The organism is Burkholderia perseverans (genome assembly GCF_022870505.1).
Lineage (GTDB): Bacteria > Pseudomonadota > Gammaproteobacteria > Burkholderiales > Burkholderiaceae > Burkholderia > Burkholderia plantarii.
Genome location: NZ_CP045093.1, coordinates 553,668 through 578,812 on the forward strand (window position 1 = coordinate 553,668; position 25,145 = coordinate 578,812).

18 protein-coding genes, 2 tRNA genes and 3 rRNA genes are annotated in these 25,145 nt (G+C 65.9%); 16 read left to right on the forward strand and 7 right to left on the reverse strand.

Annotated elements, in window-relative coordinates:
• Positions 1-118: 118 nt before the first annotated feature.
• From phnS to BpN12_RS02385, 13 genes are all read left to right on the forward strand, one after another.
• Entirely contained in the window at positions 119-1,201 is a 1,083-nt protein-coding gene (phnS, locus tag BpN12_RS02325; RefSeq protein WP_246793678.1) for a 2-aminoethylphosphonate ABC transporter substrate-binding protein, read from the forward strand.
• A gap of 19 nt (positions 1,202-1,220) precedes the next feature.
• A complete protein-coding gene (gene phnT, locus BpN12_RS02330; RefSeq protein WP_246793680.1) occupies positions 1,221-2,318 on the forward strand; it encodes a 2-aminoethylphosphonate ABC transport system ATP-binding subunit PhnT in 1,098 nt (365 codons plus the stop codon).
• Positions 2,296-3,225, forward strand: coding sequence for a 2-aminoethylphosphonate ABC transporter permease subunit (gene phnU, locus BpN12_RS02335; protein WP_246794601.1), 930 nt, complete (start codon positions 2,296-2,298; stop codon positions 3,223-3,225). The genes phnT and phnU overlap by 23 nt, the downstream gene beginning before the upstream one ends.
• On the forward strand, positions 3,215-4,090 hold the full coding sequence (phnV, locus tag BpN12_RS02340) for a 2-aminoethylphosphonate ABC transport system, membrane component PhnV (protein ID WP_246793682.1): 876 nt from the start codon (positions 3,215-3,217) through the stop codon (positions 4,088-4,090). Before phnU ends, phnV begins: the two co-directional genes overlap by 11 nt.
• A gap of 194 nt (positions 4,091-4,284) precedes the next feature.
• Entirely contained in the window at positions 4,285-5,598 is a 1,314-nt protein-coding gene (gene phnA / locus BpN12_RS02345; RefSeq protein WP_246793684.1) for a phosphonoacetate hydrolase, read from the forward strand.
• Between the two features lie 78 nt (positions 5,599-5,676).
• Positions 5,677-6,234 (forward strand): phosphonate degradation HD-domain oxygenase, encoded by a 558-nt coding sequence (locus tag BpN12_RS02350; RefSeq protein ID WP_246793685.1) that lies wholly within the window; start codon positions 5,677-5,679, stop codon positions 6,232-6,234.
• Positions 6,235-6,809: 575 nt separating this feature from the next.
• Positions 6,810-8,342, forward strand: a 16S ribosomal RNA gene (locus tag BpN12_RS02355).
• 64 nt (positions 8,343-8,406) lie between these two features.
• Positions 8,407-8,483 (forward strand) — tRNA-Ile (locus BpN12_RS02360).
• Positions 8,484-8,521: 38 nt separating this feature from the next.
• Positions 8,522-8,597 (forward strand) — tRNA-Ala (locus tag BpN12_RS02365).
• Positions 8,598-8,884: 287 nt separating this feature from the next.
• Positions 8,885-11,764: ribosomal RNA gene (locus BpN12_RS02370) — 23S ribosomal RNA — on the forward strand.
• A 139-nt stretch (positions 11,765-11,903) separates the two neighbouring features.
• A 5S ribosomal RNA gene (gene rrf / locus BpN12_RS02375) occupies positions 11,904-12,017 on the forward strand.
• Together the 16S, 23S and 5S rRNA genes with 2 tRNA genes alongside form the textbook arrangement of a ribosomal RNA operon.
• 327 nt (positions 12,018-12,344) lie before the next feature.
• On the forward strand, positions 12,345-12,587 hold the full coding sequence (locus BpN12_RS02380; protein ID WP_042627193.1) for a DUF3717 domain-containing protein: 243 nt from the start codon (positions 12,345-12,347) through the stop codon (positions 12,585-12,587).
• A 249-nt stretch (positions 12,588-12,836) separates the two neighbouring features.
• Positions 12,837-14,261, forward strand: a complete 1,425-nt coding sequence (locus BpN12_RS02385; RefSeq protein WP_246793686.1) for a DHA2 family efflux MFS transporter permease subunit — start codon at positions 12,837-12,839, stop codon at positions 14,259-14,261.
• A gap of 114 nt (positions 14,262-14,375) precedes the next feature.
• On the opposite strand, the gene BpN12_RS02390 is transcribed toward BpN12_RS02385, so the two are convergent.
• The 3 genes from BpN12_RS02390 to BpN12_RS02400 form a co-directional block, all read right to left on the reverse strand.
• Positions 14,376-15,161 carry a 2OG-Fe(II) oxygenase gene (locus tag BpN12_RS02390; RefSeq protein ID WP_246793687.1) on the reverse strand — a complete coding sequence of 262 codons (786 nt, stop codon included), beginning with the start codon at positions 15,159-15,161 and terminating at the stop codon, positions 14,376-14,378.
• Positions 15,162-15,284: 123 nt separating this feature from the next.
• Entirely contained in the window at positions 15,285-16,865 is a 1,581-nt protein-coding gene (locus BpN12_RS02395; protein WP_246793688.1) for an inorganic phosphate transporter, read from the reverse strand.
• A gap of 282 nt (positions 16,866-17,147) precedes the next feature.
• Positions 17,148-18,035 (reverse strand): DMT family transporter, encoded by an 888-nt coding sequence (locus BpN12_RS02400; protein ID WP_246793689.1) that lies wholly within the window; start codon positions 18,033-18,035, stop codon positions 17,148-17,150.
• A gap of 179 nt (positions 18,036-18,214) precedes the next feature.
• On the opposite strand from BpN12_RS02400, the gene BpN12_RS02405 reads away from it, so the two are divergent.
• Complete coding sequence (locus BpN12_RS02405; RefSeq protein WP_246794602.1) at positions 18,215-19,573, forward strand: aminotransferase-like domain-containing protein; 1,359 nt, start codon at positions 18,215-18,217, stop codon at positions 19,571-19,573.
• A gap of 200 nt (positions 19,574-19,773) precedes the next feature.
• Here the strand turns inward: BpN12_RS02405 and BpN12_RS02410 are convergent, their stop codons facing one another.
• A complete protein-coding gene (locus BpN12_RS02410; protein ID WP_246793690.1) occupies positions 19,774-21,135 on the reverse strand; it encodes an MFS transporter in 1,362 nt (453 codons plus the stop codon).
• A 37-nt stretch (positions 21,136-21,172) separates the two neighbouring features.
• Positions 21,173-22,129 carry an agmatinase gene (gene speB / locus BpN12_RS02415; protein ID WP_246793691.1) on the reverse strand — a complete coding sequence of 319 codons (957 nt, stop codon included), beginning with the start codon at positions 22,127-22,129 and terminating at the stop codon, positions 21,173-21,175.
• Positions 22,130-22,285: 156 nt separating this feature from the next.
• Here speB and BpN12_RS02420 point away from each other — a divergent pair, with 156 nt between their 5' ends.
• Positions 22,286-23,200, forward strand: a complete 915-nt coding sequence (locus tag BpN12_RS02420) for a LysR family transcriptional regulator (RefSeq protein ID WP_246793692.1) — start codon at positions 22,286-22,288, stop codon at positions 23,198-23,200.
• Between the two features lie 76 nt (positions 23,201-23,276).
• On the opposite strand, the gene BpN12_RS02425 is transcribed toward BpN12_RS02420, so the two are convergent.
• On the reverse strand, positions 23,277-23,741 hold the full coding sequence (locus BpN12_RS02425; RefSeq protein ID WP_198255055.1) for an Lrp/AsnC family transcriptional regulator: 465 nt from the start codon (positions 23,739-23,741) through the stop codon (positions 23,277-23,279).
• Positions 23,742-24,001: 260 nt separating this feature from the next.
• Between BpN12_RS02425 and BpN12_RS02430 the strand changes: the two genes are divergently transcribed.
• Positions 24,002-24,631, forward strand: coding sequence for a LysE family translocator (locus tag BpN12_RS02430; RefSeq protein ID WP_246794603.1), 630 nt, complete (start codon positions 24,002-24,004; stop codon positions 24,629-24,631).
• 67 nt (positions 24,632-24,698) lie between these two features.
• Here BpN12_RS02430 and BpN12_RS02435 read toward each other — a convergent pair whose 3' ends face one another.
• Positions 24,699-24,968: a hypothetical protein gene (locus tag BpN12_RS02435; RefSeq protein WP_246793693.1), complete on the reverse strand. Its 270-nt coding sequence runs from the start codon at positions 24,966-24,968 to the stop codon at positions 24,699-24,701.
• Positions 24,969-25,145 lie beyond the last annotated feature (177 nt).

The following is a 25,145-nucleotide window of genomic DNA, read 5'->3' on the forward strand; positions in this document are numbered from 1 at the left end:
GCCGCCGGCGCGATGGACGCGCCGCGCGGCGTGAAGCCGGGCCGCAGGCAGGCCCCCGAAGACGACAGGCGCCGGCACGAGTCCGGCCCGAGATGTTTCCGCCCTACGGAGAAGCGAGATGACATTCCAGAATTCGTTCGGCACGACGATGCGCAAGCTGGCGCTCGCGGCGTGCGCCGCCGGCCTGCTGCAGGCGCTCGCGATGCCGGCGCACGCGGCCGGCGCGGTCGTGCTGTATACGGCAGACGGCCTCGAGAACCTCTATCGCGACGTGCTGCCCGCGTTCGAGAAGAAGGAAGGCGTGAAGGTGAACATCGTCACGGCCGGCAGCGGCGAGGTGGTGAACCGCGCGAACGTCGAGAAGGGTTCGCCGAAGGCCGACGTGCTCGTCACGCTGCCGCCGTTCATCCAGCAGGCGGGCCAGCTGGGCCTGCTGCAGGCGTACCAGAGCGCCAACTACAAGAACGTGCCGGCGATCGCGAAGGCGGCCGACGGTTCGTGGGCGACCTTCGTCAACAACTACTTCTCGTTCGCGCTGAACCCGGACGTGGTGAAGAACCCGCCGAAGACGTTCGCCGATCTGCTCTCGCCCGACTATGCCGGCAAGATCGCCTACTCGAACCCGGCCACGGCCGGCGACGGGATGGCCGTGATCATCCTGACCTCGACGCTGATGGGCGAGGACGCCGCGTTCGACTACCTGGCGAAGCTCGAGCGCAGCGCGAAGTTCCACACCAAGGGCACCGGCTACCTGAACGTGCTGCTCTCGCGCAACGAGATCAGCGTGGCCAACGGCGACCTGCAGATGGACCTCGACGACGCCGAACACGGCGGCCTGTCGGTCAAGCCGGTGTTCCTCTCGGCGAAGGCCGGCGAGGCGCCCACCACGTTCCAGCTGCCGTATGCGATCGGCCTGATCAAGGGCGGCCCGAACGCCGACGAAGGCAAGAAGCTGATCGACTACCTGATGTCGACCGACGTGCAGGCCAAGGTGCCCGACATGTACGGCATCCCGGGCCGCAGCGACGTGCCGCTGACCGGCAAGAACGGCGAGGCGGTCAAGCGCGCGATCGCGGGCGTGAAGCTGATTCCGGTGGACTGGAACGCCGTGATGGCGAAGAAGGCCGGCTGGACCGAGCGCTGGAAGAAGGACGTGATCGGCAGCTCCGGCAAGGAGACCGAAGTCGTCAAGCCGAAGTGATCGGCCGCGAGGGATGCCTGTGAATATTGCCAGCCTGACTCATCCCGGCGCCCTCGACCCGGCGCGCTCGCACGCGAACCAGCGTGCGGCCGCGCCGGGTGGCGTGCAGATCGAGCACCTGAGCGTGCGCTACGGCGCGCGCACCGTGCTCGACGATCTGTCGCTCACGATCGGCGCCGGCGAACTGCTGACCGTGCTCGGCCGCAGCGGCTGCGGCAAGACCACCCTGCTGCGTTTCATCGCCGGCTTCGTGAAGGCCGACGGCCTGAGCGGCACGCTGACGGTGGCCGGCCGCGACCTGACGCATACCCCGCCGCACAAGCGCAACCTCGGCCTGCTGTTCCAGAACTACGCGCTGTTCCCGCACCTGTCGGTGTTCGAGAACGTCGCGTTCGGGCTGCGCGCGCGCCGCATGGGCTCGAGCGAGATCGCGCGGCGCGTGGCCGACGCGCTCAAGCTCGTGCAGCTCGGCGACGCCGGCCACGTGATGCCGGCCCAGCTTTCCGGCGGCATGCAGCAGCGCGTGGCGCTGGCGCGCGCGCTCGTGATCGAGCCGGACGTGCTGCTGCTCGACGAGCCGCTGTCGGCGCTCGACGCCAACCTGCGCGCCTCGGTGCGCACCGAATTGAAGGCGCTGCACGAGCGGCTGCCGAACCTGACGATCGTCTGCGTCACGCACGACCGCGACGACGCGCTGGTGCTGTCCGATCGCGCGCTGCTGATGCGCGACGGCCACATCGCGCAGATCGGCACGCCGCAGCAGCTCTACGACACGCCGCGCGACGGCTTCGTGGCTCGCTATCTCGGCGCCGCGAACCTGCTGCCGCCGCACGTCGTCTACCCGATCGGCGATCCGCTGCACGACGTGCGCGACCGCGTGGCCTGCGTGCGGCCGGAGCGCTTCACACTGAAGCCGCCCGGCAGCGGCGGCCTGAACGGCACGATCGCGTCGGTCGAATGGCACGGCTCCGAGCTGTCGGTCTCGGTGATGCTCGACGCGGCCGCCGACGCGCCCGTGCTGGTCACCCTGCAGCGCGGCCGCGGCCTGACCCCGGCGCGCGGCGCGCGCGTTTCCCTGCATCGCGAGGCGGATGATGTCGTCCTTATCGAGCCCTGACCTCGACGGCGCAGCCGCCGCCGCGCGCCGCGAGGCGTCGACGGCCGCCCACGCGCGCGAGGCGCGCCGGGCGACGCGCCGTGCGCGGCTGCACCTGCTGGTGCTCGCGCTGGTGGTGCTCGGGCCGCTCGTGCTCTATCCGCTCGCGCGCCTGTTGCTGCTCAGCGTGACGGGCGACCACGGCTTCACGCTGGCCGCCTATCGCACGTTCTTCGGCAACCCCGACACGCGCGGCGTGCTCGGCACGACGCTGTGGGTGCTCTGCGTGAGTGCCGGCAGCGCCTCCGTGCTCGGCGTGCTGCTCGCGGCGCTGCTGTTCTTCCGGCCGTTTCCGGGCGCTTCGCTCGTCACGCGTTTCCTCGAACTCTACGTGGCGTTCCCGTCGTTCCTGGTCGCGTTCACGCTGATCTTCCTGTACGGCTCGCAGGGCTCGATCAGCATCGCGCTGCAGCGGCTGTTCCATCTCGATGCGCCGCCGCTCGATTTCCTGTTCGGCATCGGCGGCGTGATCCTGGCGCAGACCGTGTTCTACACGCCGTTCGTGGTGCGGCCCACGCTCGCCTCGTTCGCCACGCTCGACCTGCGGCTCGTCGAGGCCGCGCGCAGCCTCGGCGCGAACGGCTGGATGCTGGCGCGCCGCGTGATCCTGCCGATCGCGTGGCCTGGCATCGCGGCCGGCACGATCCTCTGCTTCCTGCTCACGCTCAACGAGTTCGGGATCCTGCTGGTGCTCGGCAGCGCGCGGCTCGTCACGCTGCCGGTCGCGATCTACACCAGCGCGTCGGTCGATCTCGACCTGCCGACCGCGGCGGCCGGCGCCGTCGTGATGCTCGCCATGTCGCTGTCGCTGTACGCGCTTTATCGCCGGATCAATCGCCGGGCGATGGGAGGGCGGGATGTCCGCTGATGTACGTCTGAATGGTGGCCCCGCCGGTCCGGCCGGCGCGCCGGTGCCGCGGCAGGCCGCCGGCTGGTCCGACACCGCATTGAAATACGCCGCGCGCGTCGCGCTGGCGCTGGCCGCGTTCGCCTGCTTCTGGCTGTTCGTGCTGCCGGTGGTGGTGGTCGCGCTGTCGAGCGTCGCCACCCACTGGTCCGGCACGATCCTGCCGACCGGCTACAGCCTGCGCTGGTTCTCGCGGTTGGGCGAGCCTGAGTTCGACGCGCTCGCCACCAGCCTCGAGATCGGCTTCGGCGTGGCCGTGATCGGCACCGCGCTCGGGCTGTGGCTCGCGCTCGCACTGGAAGGGCGCGTACAGGGGCGCGCGGGCGCGCTCGTCGACGCGCTCGTGATGCTGCCCAACGGCGTGCCGAGCGTGGTGTTGGGGCTTGCGGTGCTGATCGCCTATCATCAAAAGCCGGTCGACCTTTCGAGTTCGGCCGCGATCGTCGTGCTCGTGCAGCTCGCGCTGATCCTGCCGTTTTGTTATCGATGCGCGGCCGCCGCGCTGCGACCCGAATTGACGGTGCTGCGCGAAGCCGCAGCGAGCCTCGGGGCGCCGCCGTCGATGGTGCTGCGCCGCGTGCTGCTGCCGCAACTCGTGCCGGCGCTGCGCGCGAGCCTCGCGCTCGGCTTCGCGCTGTCGCTCGGCGAGCTCGGCGCGACGATGACGGTGTATCCGCCCGGCTTCGCGACCGTGCCGATCGTCGTGATCGGCGAGGTCGAGCGCGGCTATTACCTGCCGGCCTCGGCGCTCTCGCTGCTGATGCTGGTGGCCTCGCTCGCGGCGCTGATGCTGATCGCCGCGCGGGTGCCGCGGCTGCGGCGCTGATTGGCGGGCTGATTGGCGGGCCGATTGATGGGACGATTGACAGGCTGATTGAGGGTTGATCGACAGACGGGATTGACGGGCTGGATTCGTGGATCGGCCCCGTGGATTCGACTTGCGGCGCGGGCCGTCGGGTCGGATCGCGCGACGGCACCGGCGGCCGCGAGCGCCGAATCGGAGCGATAACAGGAGGAATCATGCTGAACCCGACGAACCAAACGATCGAGATCAATGGTCGCCACTATCGCCTGCCGCCGGCGCGGACCGCCATCGTCTGCCTCAGCGGCGGATCGCCCGACTATCTCGAGGCGGCGGTCGCCGACGGCGTCGCGCCGTTCCTGGCGCGCATGATGCGTGACGGCGCGGCGCTCGGCGCCGACGGCGTGATCCCGTCGCTGACCCACGCGAACCAGCTGTCGATCGTCTGCGGCGCACCGCCCGCGCTGCACGGCATTTGCGGCAACACGATTCACGACGCCGGCGCGCAACAGGGCGATGGCGCCGATATCGCGCTGAACCGGGCCGCCGACCTGCGCGCGGACACCGTGCTCGCCGCGGCGGCGCGCGCCGGGGCGCGGGTCGCGGTCGTCACGGCCCGCGAGAAGCTGCGCCGGCTGCTCGCCACCGGCCTGCGCGGCATCTGCTTCTCGGCCGAGAAGGCCGGGCAGACCTCGCTGGCCGAGAACGGCATCGCCGACGCGCTCGATTTCGTCGGCCTGCCGTCGCCCGACGTCTATGGCGCCGCGCTGTCCGAGTTCGTGCTGGCCGCGGGCGTGCGGCTCGCGAAGACGCGCCGCGTCGATCTGATGTATCTGGCCACGCACGATTACGTGCAGCGCAAGTGGGCGCCCGGCAGCATGCAGGCGAACGCGTTCTATGCGGCGATCGACCGGCACCTCGCCCAGCTCGACGCGCTCGACTGGGTGGTCGCCGTGACGGCCGATCATGGCACGGGCGCGAAGCACGATCCGCGCACCGGCACGCCGAACGTCGTCTATCTGCAGGACGCGCTCGACGGCTGGCTCGATTTCCCGCGCACGCGCGTGGTACTGCCGATCGCGGACCCGCACGTCGCGCATCACGGCGCGCTCGGTTCGTTCGCGACGATCCATCTGCCGGCCGGCCTTGCCGCGGACGACGTGGTCGCGCTGCTGCGCGGCCTCGACGGCATCGCGCTGGCGCTGGCCCGCGACGAAGCGGCCGCCTGCTTCGAGCTGCCGGTGGACCGGATCGGCGACGTCGTGGTGGTCGCGCGCGACGACACCGTGCTCGGCCGGCGCGAACGCGAGCACGACCTGTCGGCGCTGACGGCGCCGCTGCGCTCGCATGGCGGGTTCGGCGAGCAGGCCGTGCCGCTGCTGTTCAACCGGCGCGTGGTGGCGGTCGATCCGGGGCGGCGCTGGCGCAATTTCGACGTGTTCGATCTCGCGCTCAATCATCTGGTGCGCGGCGACGATTTCGCGTTCGAGCGCACGCGGCGCGTATCGGGGCCGGTGATGCATGCGCAGTGAAGGGCGTCGCGCTGGATCGGCGACGGGTTTTTCGATGAGGCGTGCGCGCGGCGGACGCCCGATGCAGGGAGTGGTGACGTGGCATTGACGCTGGAAGACATCCGCACGCTGTTCGAGCAGCGCGGCGACACCGCCTACAGTGGCGAGCCGGTGACGCAACTCGAGCACGCGTTGCAGAGCGCGCAACTGGCCGAGGACGAGGGCGCCGGCGACGCGCTGGTCACGGCGGCGTTGCTGCACGACCTTGGCCATTTGCTGAACGAGCAGGGCGAGACGCCGACCGCGCGCGGGATCGACGATCTGCATCAGTATTACGCGCTGCCGTTTTTGCGCGGCGTGTTTCCCGACGCGGTGCTCGAGCCGATCCGCCTGCACGTGGACGCGAAGCGCTGCCTCTGCGCGATCGAACCCGGCTACGCACAGGCGCTGTCCGAGGATTCGGTGCGCAGCCTGGCGCTGCAGGGCGGTGCCTACGACGAGGACGAGGCACGCACGTTCCTGCTGCGCCCGTATGCGGCCGACGCGGTGCGCCTGCGCCGCTGGGACGACGGCGCGAAGCTGGCCGGCGGCGTCACGCATCCACTCGATCACTTCATGCTAATCGCGTCGCGAGTGGCAGACAATGCGCGTGCGTAGCGCGAGTCTTCATCCGTAGCCACGCGTTCTTCGTTTGATATCAACGGCTTGTCGCCAAGGGCGCCGCGTGAGCGGCGCCCTTGGCCGTTTTTTTCTGCCGATTCTTCACGAAAGGGCTTGCAGGAAGCGGGATCGGTGCTTAGAATCACGCCTCTTTCGCGCTAACGGAAACGCAGCGCGGAAGGGGAAGTCAGGCAGGACGAACGCAGCGCCGAAAGTTGGCCGCTTGTTGGTTCTGTCGAAGGGAAGTGATCAACGAAGGTTGTTGATCGCAGCGAGAAAAAAGTAGTTGACGCGCTGCGAAACGTTGATCATAATCTCGCTTCTCTGCTGCTGAAAACGCAGCGCCGCTGAGAAAGCCGGCAAGTCCGGTCAGCTTGGTGGAAACGCTCTTTAAAAATTAACAGCCGATAAGTGTGGACGCTTGATCGACGCGGTCCTGATCTCCGGATCAGGTCAGCAAAAGTATCAAGAGTCTCACACAAAAGTAAGTCAGGTTCATGAAGCAATTCATAACCTGTCAGCTTTGAGTGAGCGACCGGTTCTTAACCGAACCGAAAACAGTAACAGGTATTGAACTGAAGAGTTTGATCCTGGCTCAGATTGAACGCTGGCGGCATGCCTTACACATGCAAGTCGAACGGCAGCACGGGTGCTTGCACCTGGTGGCGAGTGGCGAACGGGTGAGTAATACATCGGAACATGTCCTGTAGTGGGGGATAGCCCGGCGAAAGCCGGATTAATACCGCATACGATCTACGGATGAAAGCGGGGGATCTTCGGACCTCGCGCTATAGGGTTGGCCGATGGCTGATTAGCTAGTTGGTGGGGTAAAGGCCCACCAAGGCGACGATCAGTAGCTGGTCTGAGAGGACGACCAGCCACACTGGGACTGAGACACGGCCCAGACTCCTACGGGAGGCAGCAGTGGGGAATTTTGGACAATGGGCGAAAGCCTGATCCAGCAATGCCGCGTGTGTGAAGAAGGCCTTCGGGTTGTAAAGCACTTTTGTCCGGAAAGAAATCCTGAGGGCTAATATCCTTCGGGGATGACGGTACCGGAAGAATAAGCACCGGCTAACTACGTGCCAGCAGCCGCGGTAATACGTAGGGTGCAAGCGTTAATCGGAATTACTGGGCGTAAAGCGTGCGCAGGCGGTTTGTTAAGACCGATGTGAAATCCCCGGGCTCAACCTGGGAACTGCATTGGTGACTGGCAAGCTAGAGTATGGCAGAGGGGGGTAGAATTCCACGTGTAGCAGTGAAATGCGTAGAGATGTGGAGGAATACCGATGGCGAAGGCAGCCCCCTGGGCCAATACTGACGCTCATGCACGAAAGCGTGGGGAGCAAACAGGATTAGATACCCTGGTAGTCCACGCCCTAAACGATGTCAACTAGTTGTTGGGGATTCATTTCCTTAGTAACGTAGCTAACGCGTGAAGTTGACCGCCTGGGGAGTACGGTCGCAAGATTAAAACTCAAAGGAATTGACGGGGACCCGCACAAGCGGTGGATGATGTGGATTAATTCGATGCAACGCGAAAAACCTTACCTACCCTTGACATGGTCGGAATCCTGAGGAGACTCGGGAGTGCTCGAAAGAGAACCGATACACAGGTGCTGCATGGCTGTCGTCAGCTCGTGTCGTGAGATGTTGGGTTAAGTCCCGCAACGAGCGCAACCCTTGTCCTTAGTTGCTACGCAAGAGCACTCTAAGGAGACTGCCGGTGACAAACCGGAGGAAGGTGGGGATGACGTCAAGTCCTCATGGCCCTTATGGGTAGGGCTTCACACGTCATACAATGGTCGGAACAGAGGGTCGCCAACCCGCGAGGGGGAGCTAATCCCAGAAAACCGATCGTAGTCCGGATTGCACTCTGCAACTCGAGTGCATGAAGCTGGAATCGCTAGTAATCGCGGATCAGCATGCCGCGGTGAATACGTTCCCGGGTCTTGTACACACCGCCCGTCACACCATGGGAGTGGGTTTTACCAGAAGTGGCTAGTCTAACCGCAAGGAGGACGGTCACCACGGTAGGATTCATGACTGGGGTGAAGTCGTAACAAGGTAGCCGTATCGGAAGGTGCGGCTGGATCACCTCCTTTCTCGAGCTAATACCGCAAACATTGAGCGTTCACGCTTATCGGCTGTTGATCAAGACAGACTCAGGGGTCTGTAGCTCAGTCGGTTAGAGCACCGTCTTGATAAGGCGGGGGTCGTTGGTTCGAATCCAACCAGACCCACCAATTGTCTGGCGGTAGTCCTGAGAAGTCTCTGTACACATGGGGGCATAGCTCAGCTGGGAGAGCACCTGCTTTGCAAGCAGGGGGTCGTCGGTTCGATCCCGTCTGCCTCCACCAATCTTCAATGAGAGGTTTCCTCATTGGCGATTGAGCCAGTCAGAGGATAAGTCACACGTTGCACTTATCGGCTGTCGTTCTTTAACAATCTAGAAGAAGTAGTAATTTGGATAGCGGAAGCGCTTATTTGAGATGGGCGTGGAAACTATCCGGGTTGTGATTGTATCGATGTATCTCAAGATGATTCGAACTTAAATGTTCGGCTCGATTGGAATACGGCACAAATGCGAGAACTCAACCTGTAACGACTGTCCTCTCCCTCGGGAGGCGAGACAGACCCGTTATAGGGTCAAGCGAACAAGTGCATGTGGTGGATGCCTTGGCGATCACAGGCGATGAAGGACGCGGTAGCCTGCGAAAAGCTACGGGGAGCTGGCAAACAAGCTTTGATCCGTAGATGTCCGAATGGGGAAACCCACTCCTTTTGGAGTATCCATAGCTGAATACATAGGCTATGTGAAGCGAACGCGGTGAACTGAAACATCTAAGTAACCGCAGGAAAAGAAATCAACCGAGATTCCCAAAGTAGTGGCGAGCGAAATGGGAAGAGCCTGTACTCTTTATTTGTATTGTTAGCCGAACGCTCTGGAAAGTGCGGCCATAGCAGGTGATAGCCCTGTAGGCGAAAACAGTATGAAAGAACTAAGTGTACGACAAGTAGGGCGGGACACGTGAAATCCTGTCTGAAGATGGGGGGACCATCCTCCAAGGCTAAATACTCGTGATCGACCGATAGTGAACCAGTACCGTGAGGGAAAGGTGAAAAGAACCCCGGGAGGGGAGTGAAATAGATCCTGAAACCGCATGCATACAAACAGTCGGAGCCTCGTAAGGGGTGACGGCGTACCTTTTGTATAATGGGTCAGCGACTTACGTTCAGTAGCAAGCTTAACCGAATAGGGCAGGCGTAGCGAAAGCGAGTCCGAATAGGGCGTTCAGTTGCTGGGCGTAGACCCGAAACCAAGTGATCTATCCATGGCCAGGATGAAGGTGCGGTAACACGTACTGGAGGTCCGAACCCACTAACGTTGAAAAGTTAGGGGATGAGCTGTGGATAGGGGTGAAAGGCTAAACAAACTTGGAAATAGCTGGTTCTCTCCGAAAACTATTTAGGTAGTGCCTCGTGTCTCACCTTCGGGGGTAGAGCACTGTCATGGTTGGGGGGTCTATTGCAGATTACCCCGCCATAGCAAACTCCGAATACCGAAGAGTGCAATCACGGGAGACAGACATCGGGTGCTAACGTCCGGTGTCAAGAGGGAAACAACCCAGACCGCCAGCTAAGGTCCCCAAATATAGCTAAGTGGGAAACGAAGTGGGAAGGCTAAAACAGTCAGGAGGTTGGCTTAGAAGCAGCCACCCTTTAAAGAAAGCGTAATAGCTCACTGATCGAGTCGTCCTGCGCGGAAGATGTAACGGGGCTAAGCTATATACCGAAGCTGCGGATGCGTGCTTGCACGCATGGTAGGAGAGCGTTCCGTAAGCCTGCGAAGGTGCATTGTAAAGTGTGCTGGAGGTATCGGAAGTGCGAATGCTGACATGAGTAGCGATAAAGGGGGTGAAAGGCCCCCTCGCCGTAAGCCCAAGGTTTCCTACGCAACGTTCATCGGCGTAGGGTGAGTCGGCCCCTAAGGCGAGGCAGAAATGCGTAGCTGATGGGAAGCAGGTCAATATTCCTGCACCATTGTTAAATGCGATGGGGGGACGGATCGCGGAAGGTTGTCCGGGTGTTGGAAGTCCCGGTCGCTGCATTGGAGAAGGCGCTTAGGCAAATCCGGGCGCGGAATTCAAGGGTGTGGCGCGAGCTTCTTAGGAAGCGAAGCAATCGGAAGTGGTTCCAAGAAAAGCCTCTAAGCTTCAGTTTAACAGTGACCGTACCGCAAACCGACACAGGTGGGCGAGATGAGTATTCTAAGGCGCTTGAGAGAACTCGGGAGAAGGAACTCGGCAAATTGGTACCGTAACTTCGGGATAAGGTACGCCCCTGTAGCTTGACTGGCCTGCGCCAGAAGGGTGAAGGGGTTGCAATAAACTGGTGGCTGCGACTGTTTAATAAAAACACAGCACTCTGCAAACACGAAAGTGGACGTATAGGGTGTGACGCCTGCCCGGTGCCGGAAGATTAAATGATGGGGTGCAAGCTCTTGATTGAAGTCCCGGTAAACGGCGGCCGTAACTATAACGGTCCTAAGGTAGCGAAATTCCTTGTCGGGTAAGTTCCGACCTGCACGAATGGCGTAACGATGGCCACACTGTCTCCTCCCGAGACTCAGCGAAGTTGAAGTGTTTGTGATGATGCAATCTCCCCGCGGCTAGACGGAAAGACCCCATGAACCTTTACTGTAGCTTTGCATTGGACTTTGAACCGATCTGTGTAGGATAGGTGGGAGGCTATGAAACCGGAACGCTAGTTTCGGTGGAGCCGTCCTTGAAATACCACCCTGGTTTGTTTGAGGTTCTAACCTTGGCCCGTGATCCGGGTCGGGGACAGTGCATGGTAGGCAGTTTGACTGGGGCGGTCTCCTCCCAAAGTGTAACGGAGGAGTACGAAGGTACGCTAGGTACGGTCGGAAATCGTGCTGATAGTGCAATGGCATAAGCGTGCTTAACTGCGAGACCGACAAGTCGAGCAGGTGCGAAAGCAGGTCATAGTGATCCGGTGGTTCTGTATGGAAGGGCCATCGCTCAACGGATAAAAGGTACTCTGGGGATAACAGGCTGATACCGCCCAAGAGTTCATATCGACGGCGGTGTTTGGCACCTCGATGTCGGCTCATCTCATCCTGGGGCTGTAGCCGGTCCCAAGGGTATGGCTGTTCGCCATTTAAAGAGGTACGTGAGCTGGGTTTAAAACGTCGTGAGACAGTTTGGTCCCTATCTGCCGTGGGCGTTGGATATTTGAAGGGGGCTGCTCCTAGTACGAGAGGACCGGAGTGGACGAACCTCTGGTGTACCGGTTGTCACGCCAGTGGCATCGCCGGGTAGCTATGTTCGGAAGAGATAACCGCTGAAAGCATCTAAGCGGGAAACTCGCCTTAAGATGAGATATCCCCGGGGACTTGATCCCCTTGAAGGGTCGTTCGAGACCAGGACGTTGATAGGTCAGGTGTGTAAGCGCAGTAATGCGTTCAGCTAACTGATACTAATTGCCCGTAAGGCTTGATCCTATAACCGGTCTGTTTTGCACCAACATCCTTGGTGCGCAGCGGTTGGATGCTCGACATGTCGTGCCATACAAGCACAACCCAACACTACTTCTTCCAGATTGGTCGTGGCGCTCAACCAGCGACGCGACATCCCTCTTAGCCTGATGACCATAGCGAGTCGGTCCCACCCCTTCCCATCCCGAACAGGACCGTGAAACGACTCTACGCCGATGATAGTGCGGATTGCCCGTGTGAAAGTAGGTAATCGTCAGGCTTCCTCCTTCGAAACCCCCGCTGCCCAGGCAGTGGGGGTTTTGTCTTTTCCAGACGCAAGAACGCATGTACTTAAAAACACATGCCTGTTTATCCTGCCTCAAGTATTTTCCCAATCAATTCGCCCCGTTCTAATCGAGATTCAAGAGTCCCGGTAATTTCCCGATCGAAAGCCCGGTTGAATGCGTCACTCGATTGATCGAATGGTATGCTACGCGTCCCCGATGCGGAGCGAATGGCATGTGTGCTCCAGTCATTTCATCGACCCGGCGGATTCGGTATTCGATCATCCACTGCCGCAATTGCCCGGGACCACCAGCAAGGAATCATGACTGCAACTTCCAGCGATAAGACGACTCAGCCGATTTCCATCGTGAGGATCGAATCCGCGATCAACGCATGGCGTGAAGTTCACATTCACGCGTCGATCGACGATGACTACGCGCTCGACAGCGCGAGCAGTTGTCTCGCTGAAGTGTATGGTTCGATGATTTTCCACGGCGAATCGAGCGTCGAAATTGCGGCGCTGACGGCCGACCAGCGCGACGCGCTGCTCGCCACCGAAGTCTGAGCTGGCCCGCCAGGCAACCGCCTGAACCGTGCCCGACGCGGCAGCCGCCGGATCGAGCGCCGCCCTTCATCCCTCCAATCTCACTGCCGGCAACCGTCGAAAACCGCCTCGGCACGGCGATCGTGCCGCAGTGGCGATAAATCGGAGTACCATCGTCGCCTCAGCCATGCGGCGCCGACGGCCAGCCGGCCGGCGCCGGTTGGCCTGCCGCTTTCGCACCTCTCCGATTCTCTCCGCCCGCTATTCCGTATGACCGACACTCGCGTCGATCGTCGTCCGACGACAGATTTCCTCCCGTATCTCGTGGCCGCGACGTTCTTCATGGAATATCTCGACACGACGGTCATCGCGACCGCGCTGCCGCAGATGGCGAAATCGTTCGGCGTCGGCCCGAACGCGCTGAGCCTCGGCATGACCGCCTACATGCTCGCGCTCGCGGTGTTCATCCCGATCAGCGGCTGGATTGCCGACCGCTTCGGCTCGCGCACCGTGTTCGGTTCGGCGATCGCGATCTTCACGATCGCCTCCGTCCTGTGCGGACTGTCGAGCGGCGTCGGGACCTTCACCGCCGCGCGGCTGCTGCAGGGCGTGGGTGGCGCGATGATGGTGCCGGTCGGCCGGATGATCGTGGTGCGCAGCACCGACAAGGCGAAGCTGATGCGCGCGATCGCGACGATCACCTGGCCCGGCATCGTGGCGCCGGTGGTCGGGCCGCCCGTCGGTGGTTTCATCACGACCTACGCATCGTGGCGCTGGATCTTCCTGCTCAACGTCCCGCTCGGCATCGCCGCGTTCGTCTGCGTGCTGCTGCTGGTGAGGAACGAGCGCGCCGAGCAGGCGCGCCCGCTCGACTGGCTCGGTTTCGTGCTGACGGGCGCGACGCTGACCTGCATGCTGTGCGGCACCGAAGCGGCCGGGCAGCAGGACGCGCATTTCATGGAGGCGCTGGGGCTGATCGCGGCCGCGATCGTGTTCGGCGCCGCGGCGCTCTGGCATGCGCGACGCACGCCGCATCCGCTGCTCGATTTCACGACGCTGAAGGTGCCGACGTTCTCGGTCACGGTGTTGACCGGCTCGATCACGCGCGTGGCGATCAACGCGGTGCCGTACCTGCAGCCGCTGCTGTTCCAGGTCGGCTTCGGCATGTCGCCGTTCCAGTCGGGGCTGCTGCTGCTCGCGAGCGCGACCGGCAACCTCGGGATGAAGGCGCTGACCTCGTGGATCCTCGATCGCTTCGGATTCCGCCGCGTGGCGCTCGTCGACGTGACGATCGCTGGCGTGGCGACGATCGCATGCGGCTGGCTCACCGCCTCGACGCCGCTCGTGATCACCTTGTTCGTGGTGTTCGTCTACGGGCTGTCGCGCTCGATGCAGTTCTCGACGCTGGCGACGCTCGCGTTCGCCGACATCCCGCCGCCGCAGACCAGCGCGGCCAGCACGCTGTCGAGCGCGGCGCAGCAGATGACGATCGGCATGGGCATCGCGTTCGGCGCGATGTCGCTGCGGCTCGCGTCGATGCTGCGCGGCGACACGGCCGGCACGCATTACGTGCTGGCCGACTTCCGCTGGGCGTTTCTCGCGGCCGGCGTGCTGGCCCTGCTGACGCTGCCCGGTTATGCGCGGCTCGCCGCGAATGCCGGCGACCGGCTGCGCGCGAGCGTCTCGAAGGGCTGAGCGGCACCGTCGTTTCGTTGCGCGCGCATCGAACGAAATTCACCAGGCGAGCGCATGGCGGGCGGCGTCGTCAGCGCGTGGCGCCGGTTCGCGCCGATCGCCGTCGCGCCACGCTCACTGCGCGTCGTGAAAGATCACGCCGAGCGTATGCCGATGCCCTGACCGCAACCGGCTCACGCCGTGCCGCAGGTTGACGCGATACACCCCGCGCGTACCCTGCACCGGCCTCGTGTGGACGGCAAAGATCGCCGCATCGCCGCGTTCCAGCGGCACGACTTCCACGCGCGACTGCATGCGCGGCCGCTGCTCGGTCAGCGCGAATTCTCCTCCCGTGAAATCGACGCCGGGCCGTGACAGCAGCACGGCGACCTGCAGCGGAAACACATGCTCGCCGTACAGATCCTGGTGCAGGCAGTTGTAGTCGCCCTCACGGTAGCGAAGGATCAGCGGTGTCGGCCGAAGTTGCCCGGCTTCGTGGCAGCGGCGCACGAACGCGTCGTGATCGGCCGGGTAGCGCGTCTCGATGCCCATCGCGCGGTTCCAGTCGTTCGCGATCGGCGCAAGCGGCGCATACAGTTCGCGGCGCAGCGCGGCGAGCCCGGGCGGCAGCGGATAGGCGTAATAGCGATATTCGCCGCTGCCGAAGCCGTGGCGCGCCATCACGATCCGGCTCCGGTAGCGCGCCTCGTCGTCGTAGGCGGCGATCAGCGCATCGCAGGCGTCGGGATCGAGCAGCCGCTTCACCACCGCCACGCCGTCACGCGTGAGCGCCTCGCAGATGGCCGGCCAGTCGAGCGCGGCCGGCGCGAGCGCGCCGGCGAACGCATCGGCGTCGTCAAGACAGGGGGACGGCGGGATGGACGACGGCGCGGCATCGCGTCGTTCGGGGCTGGGGGACATCGTGGCTCTCCGCATTCGGCATGAGGAGGCCATCGTAACGGCGCCACGCACGCACGCCGCTCCGTTTCTTGCGCGACAACTCCAGGCCGGACCGATGCGGGATCGGCCCGGCCCGCGGCAGGTTCAGAACAGCGCGTGGAATACCCAGTAGAGTCCGCCGGCCAGCACGATCGAGGCCGGCAGCGTCAGCACCCAGGCCAGCACCAGGCTGCGCACGGTCGACCATTGCAGGCCCGAGCCATTGGCGGCCATCGTGCCGGCCACGCCCGACGACAGCACGTGCGTGGTCGAGACCGGCAGCCCGTACATGTCGGCCGCGCCGATCGTGACCATCGCGACGACTTCGGCCGAGGCGCCCTGGCCGTAGGTCAGGTGCTGCTTGCCGATCTTCTCGCCGACGGTGACCACGATCCGTTTCCAGCCCACCATCGTGCCGAGGCCGAGCGCGAGCGCGACGGCGACCTTCACCCAGGTCGGGATGAACTTGGTGGCATGGTCGAGCATCGCGCGATAGTTGTTGATCGCGGCGCGATCGTCGGCGGAGAACGCCGGCTGCTTGGCCTTGTCCATCAGGCGGATCGCTTCCGACTCCAGGTACATGGTGTTGCGCAGGTTGTCGACATCGCCCTGCGGGGTGCTCGCGATCGAGCCGGTGGAGCCGACCGCGGCCGCGAGCGAGTTCGACAGCTGCTGCACGGCGGGCACGGTGTCCGGCGTCATCTGGTGCGTCTGCACGTAGGTTTCGACCACGCGGCGCGAGTTGGCGGGCGCCGCGACGCCGTTGGTGTACTTGCCGAAGGTGGCGGCCGCCTGATGCGCGACGGCGATGAAGGTCTGCGATTCGGCCGGCGTGACGGCCTTGTTCAGCGCGTAGGCGGTGGGAACCGTGCCGATCAGGATCAGCATGATGAGGCCCATGCCCTTCTGCCCGTCGTTCGAGCCGTGCGCGAACGACACGCCGGTGCAGGTCAGGATCAGCAGGCAGCGGATCCAGAACGGCGGCGTCTTGTCCTTCGGCGGCTCCTGATAGAGCTGCGGCACCTTCACGAGCCCCTTGAGCAGAAGCAACAGCAGGCCGGAGAGCACGAAGCCGACGATCGGCGAAAACAGCAGCGACTTGCCGACGCCGAGCGCCTGGCTCCAGTCCACGCCGCTCGTGCCCGACGCGCCGTGCATCAGTTGGTTCATCACGCCGACGCCGATGATCGAGCCGATCAGCGTGTGCGAGCTCGACGACGGCAGGCCGAAGTACCAGGTCGCGAGATTCCAGACGATCGCGGCGATCAGCAGCGCGAACACCATCGCGAAGCCGGCGCCGCTGCCGACCTGCAGGATCAGTTCGACGGGCAGCAGCTGCAGGATGCCGAACGCGACGGCGCCGCTCGAGAGCAGCACGCCCGCGAAGTTCCAGAGCCCGGACCAGACCACGGCCACGTTCGGCGTCAGCGAATGCGTGTAGATCACGGTGGCGACCGCATTGGCCGTATCGTGGAAGCCGTTGACGAACTCGAAACCGAGCGCGATCAGCAGCGCGATGCCGAGCAGCAGGTAGGGGAACACCGAATGCTCGCCGACCGGCGCGAGGTCGGCCATCAGGTGGCTCAGCACATACGCGCCGCCGGCGACGAGTACGACGAGAAAGACCACCAGGCCGAATTGCCGTGAGCGGCCGGTATCTGCGGTGGGTGACGCGGATTGGTTCATGGCGGGCAGGGAAGGGGTGGTGGGGGAGTCAATCGCCCGATCCTAGCGCCGCGACTTAGGCAGTTTGATGACATGACGGCATGCCGCCCGCAATCTTTCCAATCGCTTACGGTGAGCCGCCGGGCGGCCGCGGCGTGCTTCCGGACGACGCGCAGCATGCGTTCCCGCGCGGCGGCATACCGGCGCGTCGTCATGGCCCCGTCGGCGATCCGTCGGCGGCCCGGCGTGCCGCTCCGGCCGGCCGGGACATAGCGCGTCGAACCCGGCTCGCCGCGAGCCCGCTCACTGCGCCACGCGCGTGGCCGGTGCCCCCGCGAAGCGCCGCGCGCAGGCCACGCAGCCGACCACGGCCGCCGTCACGCCGACCATCGCGGGCGGCACCGGCTCGTGCAGCAGCCACGCGGCGAGCAGCAGCCCGAAGAACGGCTGCAGCAGCTGAAGCTGGCCGACGCTGGCAATGCCGCCGAGCGCGAGCCCGCGATACCAGAACACGAAGCCGAGCAGCATGCTGAACAGCGACACGTAGGCGAGGCTCCACCAGGCCGGTGCGCCGATTGCCGCGAGCGAGGCGGGCCGGGCCGCGAGGGCGAGCGGCAGCATCACCGGCAGCGACAGCACCAGCGCCCACGAGATCACCTGCCAGCCGCCGAGCCGGCGTGACAGCCGTGCGCCTTCCGCATAGCCGAGCCCGCAGGCGACGATCGCGGCCAGCATCAGCAGGTCGCCGAGCGGTGACGCGTGCAGGCCGTCGCGCAACGCGAACGCGGCCACCGCCGCGCTGCCGAGCGAGGAGAACAGCCAGAACGCGGCGCGCGGGCGTTCGCCGCCGCGCAGCACGCCGAACGCCGCGGTGGCGAGCGGCAGCAGCCCGACGAACACGATCGCGTGCGCCGACGTGACGTGCCGCAGCGCCAGCGCCGTCAGCAGCGGGAAGCCGACCACCACGCCGAGCGCGACGATCGCGAGCGGTACCAGATCGGCGCGCGCCGGGCGCCGCTCGCGGAACGCGGCCAGCAGCGCGATCGCCAGCAGCCCGGCGATCGCGGCGCGCGCGACCGTCAGGAACACCGGGTCGAAGCCGTGGACGGCGATGCGCGTGGCCGGCAGCGAGCCGCTGAAGATCACGACGCCGAGAAAACCGTTGAGCCAGCCTTGGGTAGAGGTCTGCATGGATGCGTGGGCCGAGGCGAAAAGAGAGGGAAAGGCCGAGCATCGCATGCGGCCATCGGCGGGTTAAGCTACGGAGCAGCACAATTCGAGCAAACTGTACCGAACCAGGAGCCGTACAGATGGCGCTAAACGCTAGCGAGATTCCGGCGCAGGTCGACGGCACGCGCGTCGCGCGCGTGATGGCGGCGCTGCGCGCCCGGATCGCGGGCCGCACGCTCGGGCCGGGTGCGCGCGTGCCGTCGATCCGGGCCATGGCCGAGACCTGCGGCGTGTCGAAATCGACCGTGGTCGATGCCTACGACCGGCTCGTCGCCGACGGCACGCTGGCCGCGCGGCGCGGCTCGGGGTTCTTCGTGGCGGGCCACGCGCCGCCGTTCGCGCTCGCCGAGGTCGGCCCGCGCCTCGACCGCGAACTCGATCCGCTGTGGCTCACGCGCCAGTCGCTAGAAAGCGGCGGCGACGCGCTGAAGCCCGGCTGCGGCTGGCTGCCCGCGTCTTGGCTGCCTGACGACGGCATGCGCCGGGCGCTGCGCGCGGTCGCGCGCGACGTGCAGGCCGAACTGGCCGACTACGGCGCGCCGCGCGGCCTGCCGGCGCTGCGCCAGCAACTGAGCTGGCGGCTCGCGCAGCACGGCATCGACGCGCCACCCGACCAGATCCTGCTGACCGACGGCGGCACGCACGCGCTTGATCTCGTCTGCCGCCTGCTGCTGGAGCCCGGCGACACGGTGGTGGTCGACGATCCCTGCTACTTCAACTTCCAGGCGCTGCTGCGCGCGCATCGCGTGCAGCTGGTGGGCGTGCGCTACACGGCGAACGGGCCGGACCCGGCCGAATTCGCGCGCGTGCTGGCCGAACACCGGCCGCGCCTGTACGTGACGAACTCGGCGATCCACAATCCGACCGGCGCGGTGCTCGCGCCGGCCGTCGCACACCGCGTGCTGACACTGGCCGCCGAGCACGACATGCTGATCGTGGAGGACGACATCTTCGCGGACTTCGAAACCGAACCGGCGCCGCGGCTCGCGGCGTTCGACGGCCTGCAGCGCGTGATCTCGATCGGCAGCTTCTCGAAGACGCTGTCGGCGGCCGTGCGCTGCGGCTACCTTGCGGCGCGGCGCGAGTGGATCGATCCGCTGATCGACCTGAAGCTCGCGACCACCTTCGGCAACGGCGGGCTGAACCCGGCGGTGGTCCACCGGCTGCTGGTGGACGGCAGCTATCGGCGCCATCTCGACGGCCTGCGCGCGCGGCTCGGCGATGCGGTGGGCGAGACGCTGCGGCAGTTGACGGCGGCCGGGCTCGCGGTGCGGATCCGTCCACGCGCGGGGATGTTCCTGTGGGCCGAACTGCCGGCGGGGCTCGACGCGGCCATGGTGGCGCGCCATGCGTTGGACGACGGCGTGGTGCTCGCGCCCGGCAACGTATTCAGCGTCTCGCGCACGGCCACGCGCTACCTGCGATTCAACGCCTCGCAGAGCAACCGGCCGGCTGTCTACGCGGCGCTGCGGCGCGCGATGGAGCGCGCCGCCGGCTGAGCACGGCGGCGCGCGCATCAGGCGCGAGCGGCGAGCTGTGAGCGTGATCCATGCCCGCACCGGCGAAACCACGCCGCAACCTCACCACGAAAAACGCGGAATGCCGGCCATCGCCCGCATTCCGCGTTTTCCATTGGACTCACCCGGCGCGACGCTTGCGGTTCAGCCGTAACCGCGAGCGCAACCGCATGAGGGCGACATCAGCCTCCCGTCGCCGCCGCCCGGGCAGCACCGCGCCTCGCGCGAGCCTGATGCGGATCACGCGGCTCATGCACGCCGCGATCGAGGCGCCCCGCGTCGCTGCGGCGCGCGATCTGCACCACGCAGATCGCCGACAGCACGGCCGCCGCCGTGTACTGCAGCGCGAGCGGCCACCAGTGCGGCGCGCTGCGCTGCGCGATCAGCGTCGCGACCAGCGGCGTGAGGCCGCCCGCCAGCGCGCCGCAGGCCTGGTACGAGATCGAGATTGCCGTATAGCGGATCCGCGCCGCGAAGATGCCGCTGACGAAGCCGGCCACCACCGCGTAGTAACCCGATTCGGCGACGGTCGCGAGACCCACGCCGAGCGTGATCGACAGCGGCGTGCCGGCGTGCACGAGCGGCAGCATCACGAACGGCACGATCGCGGCCCAGGCGGCCGTGGCGAGCAGCACGCGGGTGGTGCCGAAGCGCTGCGCGATCCACGCCGCGCCGAGCTGCACCACGAACTGCAGCACCGCCACGATCGTCATGCAGTGCAGCACCATCGAGCGGTCGAGCGCGAGGAACTGCGTGGCGTAGCTGATCATGAAGATGTTGCTGAAGTAGACGCCGGCGATCCCGTACACGTTCGCGCCGATCGCGAGCAGCAGCAGCGGCCATTGGCGCAGCGCCTCGCGTACCGGGTTGGCGAGCGTGTCGCCGCTGGCCTTCACCTCGGCGAACTCCGGCGATTCGGATACGCTCGCGCGGATCGCGAAGCCCACCACCAGCAGCACCGCGCTGGCGAGGAACGGCAGCCGCCAGCCCCAGCTCATCATGTCTTCCTTCGAGAGCGCGCTGATCGCGCCGAATGCGAGCATCGACAGGATCAGGCCGCTCGCGCTGCCCAGCTGCGCGAACGACGCGAAGAACGTGCGGCGCCCGGCCGGCGCGTGTTCGCCGGCCAGCAGCACGGCGCCGCCCCATTCGCCGCCCACCGCGATGCCCTGCAGCACGCGCATCAGCACCAGCAGCACGGGCGCCCACGCGCCGGCCTGCGCATAGGTGGGCAGCAGGCCGATCGCCACCGTCGCGCAGGCCATCAGCAGCAGCGTGGCGAGCAGCGAGCGCTTGCGGCCGTAGCGGTCGCCGAGATGGCCGAACAGCACGCCGCCGAGCGGCCGCGCGAGAAAGCCGACCGCGAACGAGCCGAACGACGCGAGCAGGCTGACGAGGCGGTTTTCTCCGGGAAAGAACAGCGGGCCGAACACGATCGCCGCGGCGGTCGCGTAGCTGTAGAAGTCGTACCACTCGATGGTGGTGCCGACGAACGACGCGAGCGCGGCCCGCCGGGGTTGCCTGACCGGCATCTTGCTGGACATCGGGATCTCCTCCTGGTTGTTTTGTTCTGGCGCCGCGTCAGTCGCGGTATCGCACGCCGGGCAGCGCGCACAGCAGCTCGTAGGCGAGGTTCGCGCCGAGCAGCGCGGTGGTGCCGAACGGATCGTAGGGCGGCGCGACTTCCACCAGGTCGGCGCCGACGATGTTCAGGCCATAGGTGCCGCGCACGATCTCGAGCGCCTGCGGCACGGTCAGCCCGGCGATCTCGGGCGTGCCGGTGCCGGGCGCGTAGGCCGGGTCGATGCCGTCGATGTCGAAGCTGATGTAGACGGGCGTGTCGCCGATCTGCTCGCGCACCTCGCGCATCAGCGGCGCGAGCGACTGGTTCCAGCACGCCTCGGCCTGCACCACGCGAAAGCCCTGCTGGCGGCACCAGTCGAAATCCTCGGCCGCGTAGCCGGTGCCGCGCAGGCCGATCTGCACGACGCGGTCGGTCACGAGCAGGCCTTCCTCCACCGCGCGGCGGAACGGCGTGCCGTGCGCGATCTTCTCGCCCATCATCGTGTCGTTGACGTCGGCGTGCGCGTCGACGTGGATCAATGCGACCTTGCCGTGTTTGCGGTGGATCGCGCGCAGGATCGGCAGCGCGATGGTGTGGTCGCCGCCGAGCGTGACCGGCTTGCAGCCGTGCGCGAGGATCGCGTCGTAGCCGGCCTCGATGCGCGCGATCGAATCGTGCAGGTTGTACGGGTTGATCGCGATGTCGCCGACGTCGGCGATGCGCAGCGAATCGAACGGCGCCGCGCGCGTGGCCATGTTGTACGGGCGCAGCAGCACCGATTCGGCGCGGATCTGGCGCGGGCCGAAGCGCGCGCCGGTGCGGTTCGAGGTGCCGAGGTCGAACGGCACGCCGACGAAGCAGGCGTCGAGGCCGGCCGCGTCCGGCACGTGGGGCAGGCGCATCATCGTGGCGATGCCGCCGCTGCGCGGCATGTCGTTGCCGCCGAGCGGCTGGAAGTAGCGGGGATCGTTCATGGAGGCGTCTCGATGATTCTCTTTCGTGGGGAACGGTTGCCGTATCATTCGACGCGGCGGGACGCACAGTTGTACGCGTTTTGCCGGACCGGAAAAATGCCAAGGTTTCGACGTCAACATCGATCGAAATCGATGTAATCAACGGGAGTGCAATCAGTGCTGGGGAATCTGTCGACGCTGGATCTGCGCCTGATCCGCGTGTTTCTGGCGGTGGCCGACGCGGGCGGCGTGACGGCCGCGCAGGCGGTGCTCAACGTCGGGCAGTCCACCATCAGCGCGCAACTGTCGTCGCTCGAGACGCGGCTCGGCTACCGGCTCTGCGAGCGCGGCCGCAGCGGCTTTCGCCTCACGCCGAAGGGCGAGCGCTTCCAGGCCATGAGCCGCAAGCTGCTGGTGGCGCTCGACGAATTCGGCAGTGCCGCGCGCCACATGGACCGGCAACTGGTGGGCACGCTCAACATCGGCCTGATCGGGCACACGCCGATCAGCCAGAACGCGCGCATCGCCGAGGCGATCGCCGCGTTCCGCACGCGCGACGAGGCGGTGAAGTTCTCGATCTCGGTGCGCCCGCCCGGCGACCTCGAGGAAAAGCTGCTCGGCGACGAGATCCAGATCGCGGTCGGCTATTTCTGGCATCGCGTGCCGGTGCTCGACTACACGCCGCTGTTTGTCGAGCGGCAGGTGGCCTACTGCGGGCGCGGGCATCCGCTGTTCGAGCGGGCGGGCGGCCTGTCTGCCGCCGACGCGGCCGGCCACGAGTGGGCCTGGCGCACCTATCCGCTACCCGAGGCGCAGCTGTCCACCTCGCCCGACCGCGTGACGGGCACGGCCGACAACATGGAGGCCGTCGCGCTCTTGATCCTGTCGGGCCACCACCTCGGCTACCTGCCCGAGCATTTCGCGGCGCCCTACGTCGCGCAGGGGCTGCTCGCGCCGCTGAACCCGGAGCTGCTGAACTACGACGTGACGTTCCACATGGTCGTGTCGCGCCGCGCGAAGAAGGATCCGATCGTCGCCGCGTTCCTCGAGGATCTCGCCAGCGCGCATCTGCGCGTGCCGGCCGCGCGCTGAGTTTTGGCCGCGCGGCGGCGGCGGCGCGGGCGCGCGCCGTGCTCCGGCTTCGTGTACTTCGCCGGGGGGCGCCCCGTCACGGCATCGGCAGGCCCGCGTCGGCCTTCACCTCGCGCAGCGACAGCACCGACTCCACCGACGTCACGCCGGGCAGCACGCGCAGCGCGTCGCGCACGAAGCTGCCGTAGTCGTCGAGATCGCGCGCGATCACCTGCAGCAGATAGTCGGCCGAGCCCGATACGTTATGGCACGACAGCACGCGCGGCATCGCCAGCACCTCGCGCTCGAAGCGGTCGGCGAGCGTGCGGTCGTGGACGGCGATGCGCAGCAGCACGAACGCCACCACGCCGTAGCCGAGCCGCTTGCGCGACAGCTGCCCGCGATAGCGCTCGACGTAGCCCTCGCTTTCCAGCCGCTTGAGGCGCCGCGCGCACGGCGTTTCGCTCAAGCCCACCGATTCGGCGAGCCGCGCGATCGGGATGCGCCCGTCGCGCTGCACGGCGGCCAGGATCGCGCGGTCGGTCTTGTCGAGATCAAACATGGTTGGCGGATTCCGTTTTTTCGTTACGGAAATATAGAGGATTACCGCTTGGTTCGTATGATCTGGATGGGTAGATAGCTCAAAAGCGCTCCAGCAACTTCGGCAATATGGAGCCTGTCGCGCGCCGTTGCGCGATCCGGTTCCCGCGTCGCCGCTGGGCGTGTTCTCAACCGGTTTCCAGCCCGCTTTCCGCGATGTCGCCACCCGTTTCGAGCCTGTTCGCCGCGCCCGTCCTCATCCTCGTTCCGTCCGTCCACGCCATGATCTCGCCCCATCTGCTCGCCCTCTACATCGCGGCGCTCGCCGCCGTCTACGCGCTGCCCGGCCCCGACATGGCGCTGCTGCTGCAGACCAGCATCAACCGCGGCGTGCGCCCCGGCTTCGCGGCGGCCGGAGGGCTCGCGCTCGCGCGGGCCGTTCACGTCACGCTGTCGGCCTGCGGTGTCGCGGCGCTGCTGCGCAACGCGCCCTGGCTCTACGACGTGGTGCGCTACGGCGGCGCGGCCTATCTCGCCTACGTGGCCTGGCAGGTGTTCCGCTCGCCGCCGTTCGCGGTCGCGGGAGACGCGCTGGCCGCGCGCGCCGGTGTCCCGCTGCGCCGGAACTTCGCCAAGGGCCTGCTCACCAGCCTGCTGAATCCGAAGGCGCTGCTGTTCTGCTCGGTGCTGCTGCCGCAGTTCGTGCGGCCGGCCGAGGGCGCGGTGGGCTGGCAGGTGACCGAACTCGGCGTGCTGCTGCTGGTGACGGGCGCGCTGTTCGATTCCGCCTACGTGATCGGCGCGTCGCGGATCTCGGGCTGGATGCGCGCGCATCCGCTCGCGCAGACGCTGCAGCGCTGGACCTTCGCCGCCGCGCTGTTCGCGTTCGCCTGCCGGCTGTCGATCGACTGACGGTGCGCGGCGGCTCGCGCATCGGGGCGGTGATCGACGCGGCTTCGCGCTTGCCGATTTCCGATCTTCAATTCCGCTCGCCCGGCGGCCGGCCGTTCATCGCCCTCCGGCGCCGGTGATCGAGCGAGCGCGAGCGCGGCCGACCCAAATCGGTGCAAAAAATATTTTGCGTGCGCACCGTGCAACGAATCGATCGTTCCACGTCGTTTTCCCGCCCGATTTCCACCTGACGCGCCGCGTCCCGGCCATCGTTTCCGGCTCGCCGCCGTGACCGCGCGCGCCGGTTTTTCCGGTCGCCGGGATCGCCGCCAACCCGTCGCAACGGTTTGTTGCACATGTTGCGTTCCGCAAGCCGAACCGGCCGCGAACTCGCGCGCGCGATCGCCGCCGCTGTTTTACACTCGTCTGGCCGTTTACTTCAGATCGATCGATCCGGCGCCGTTGAGAGCGACGCCGGCGGCCCGCCATCCAGGCGTCCTGGCCGGCCGGATCGGATTTTCCGTAGTCCGTACAC

Coding starts and splice junctions, on each gene's coding strand:
- phnS (WP_246793678.1), top strand. CDS start 119: ATGACATTCCAGAATTCGTTCGGCACGACGATGCGCAAGCTGGCGCTC.
- phnU (WP_246794601.1), top strand. CDS start 2,296: ATGTCGTCCTTATCGAGCCCTGACCTCGACGGCGCAGCCGCCGCCGCG.
- phnV (WP_246793682.1), top strand. CDS start 3,215: ATGTCCGCTGATGTACGTCTGAATGGTGGCCCCGCCGGTCCGGCCGGC.
- phnA (WP_246793684.1), top strand. CDS start 4,285: ATGCTGAACCCGACGAACCAAACGATCGAGATCAATGGTCGCCACTAT.
- BpN12_RS02380 (WP_042627193.1), top strand. CDS start 12,345: ATGACTGCAACTTCCAGCGATAAGACGACTCAGCCGATTTCCATCGTG.
- BpN12_RS02385 (WP_246793686.1), top strand. CDS start 12,837: ATGACCGACACTCGCGTCGATCGTCGTCCGACGACAGATTTCCTCCCG.
- BpN12_RS02390 (WP_246793687.1), bottom strand. CDS start 15,161: ATGTCCCCCAGCCCCGAACGACGCGATGCCGCGCCGTCGTCCATCCCG.
- BpN12_RS02395 (WP_246793688.1), bottom strand. CDS start 16,865: ATGAACCAATCCGCGTCACCCACCGCAGATACCGGCCGCTCACGGCAA.
- BpN12_RS02400 (WP_246793689.1), bottom strand. CDS start 18,035: ATGCAGACCTCTACCCAAGGCTGGCTCAACGGTTTTCTCGGCGTCGTG.
- BpN12_RS02405 (WP_246794602.1), top strand. CDS start 18,215: ATGGCGGCGCTGCGCGCCCGGATCGCGGGCCGCACGCTCGGGCCGGGT.
- BpN12_RS02410 (WP_246793690.1), bottom strand. CDS start 21,135: ATGTCCAGCAAGATGCCGGTCAGGCAACCCCGGCGGGCCGCGCTCGCG.
- speB (WP_246793691.1), bottom strand. CDS start 22,129: ATGAACGATCCCCGCTACTTCCAGCCGCTCGGCGGCAACGACATGCCG.
- BpN12_RS02425 (WP_198255055.1), bottom strand. CDS start 23,741: ATGTTTGATCTCGACAAGACCGACCGCGCGATCCTGGCCGCCGTGCAG.
- BpN12_RS02430 (WP_246794603.1), top strand. CDS start 24,002: ATGATCTCGCCCCATCTGCTCGCCCTCTACATCGCGGCGCTCGCCGCC.
- BpN12_RS02435 (WP_246793693.1), bottom strand. CDS start 24,968: ATGTGCAACAAACCGTTGCGACGGGTTGGCGGCGATCCCGGCGACCGG.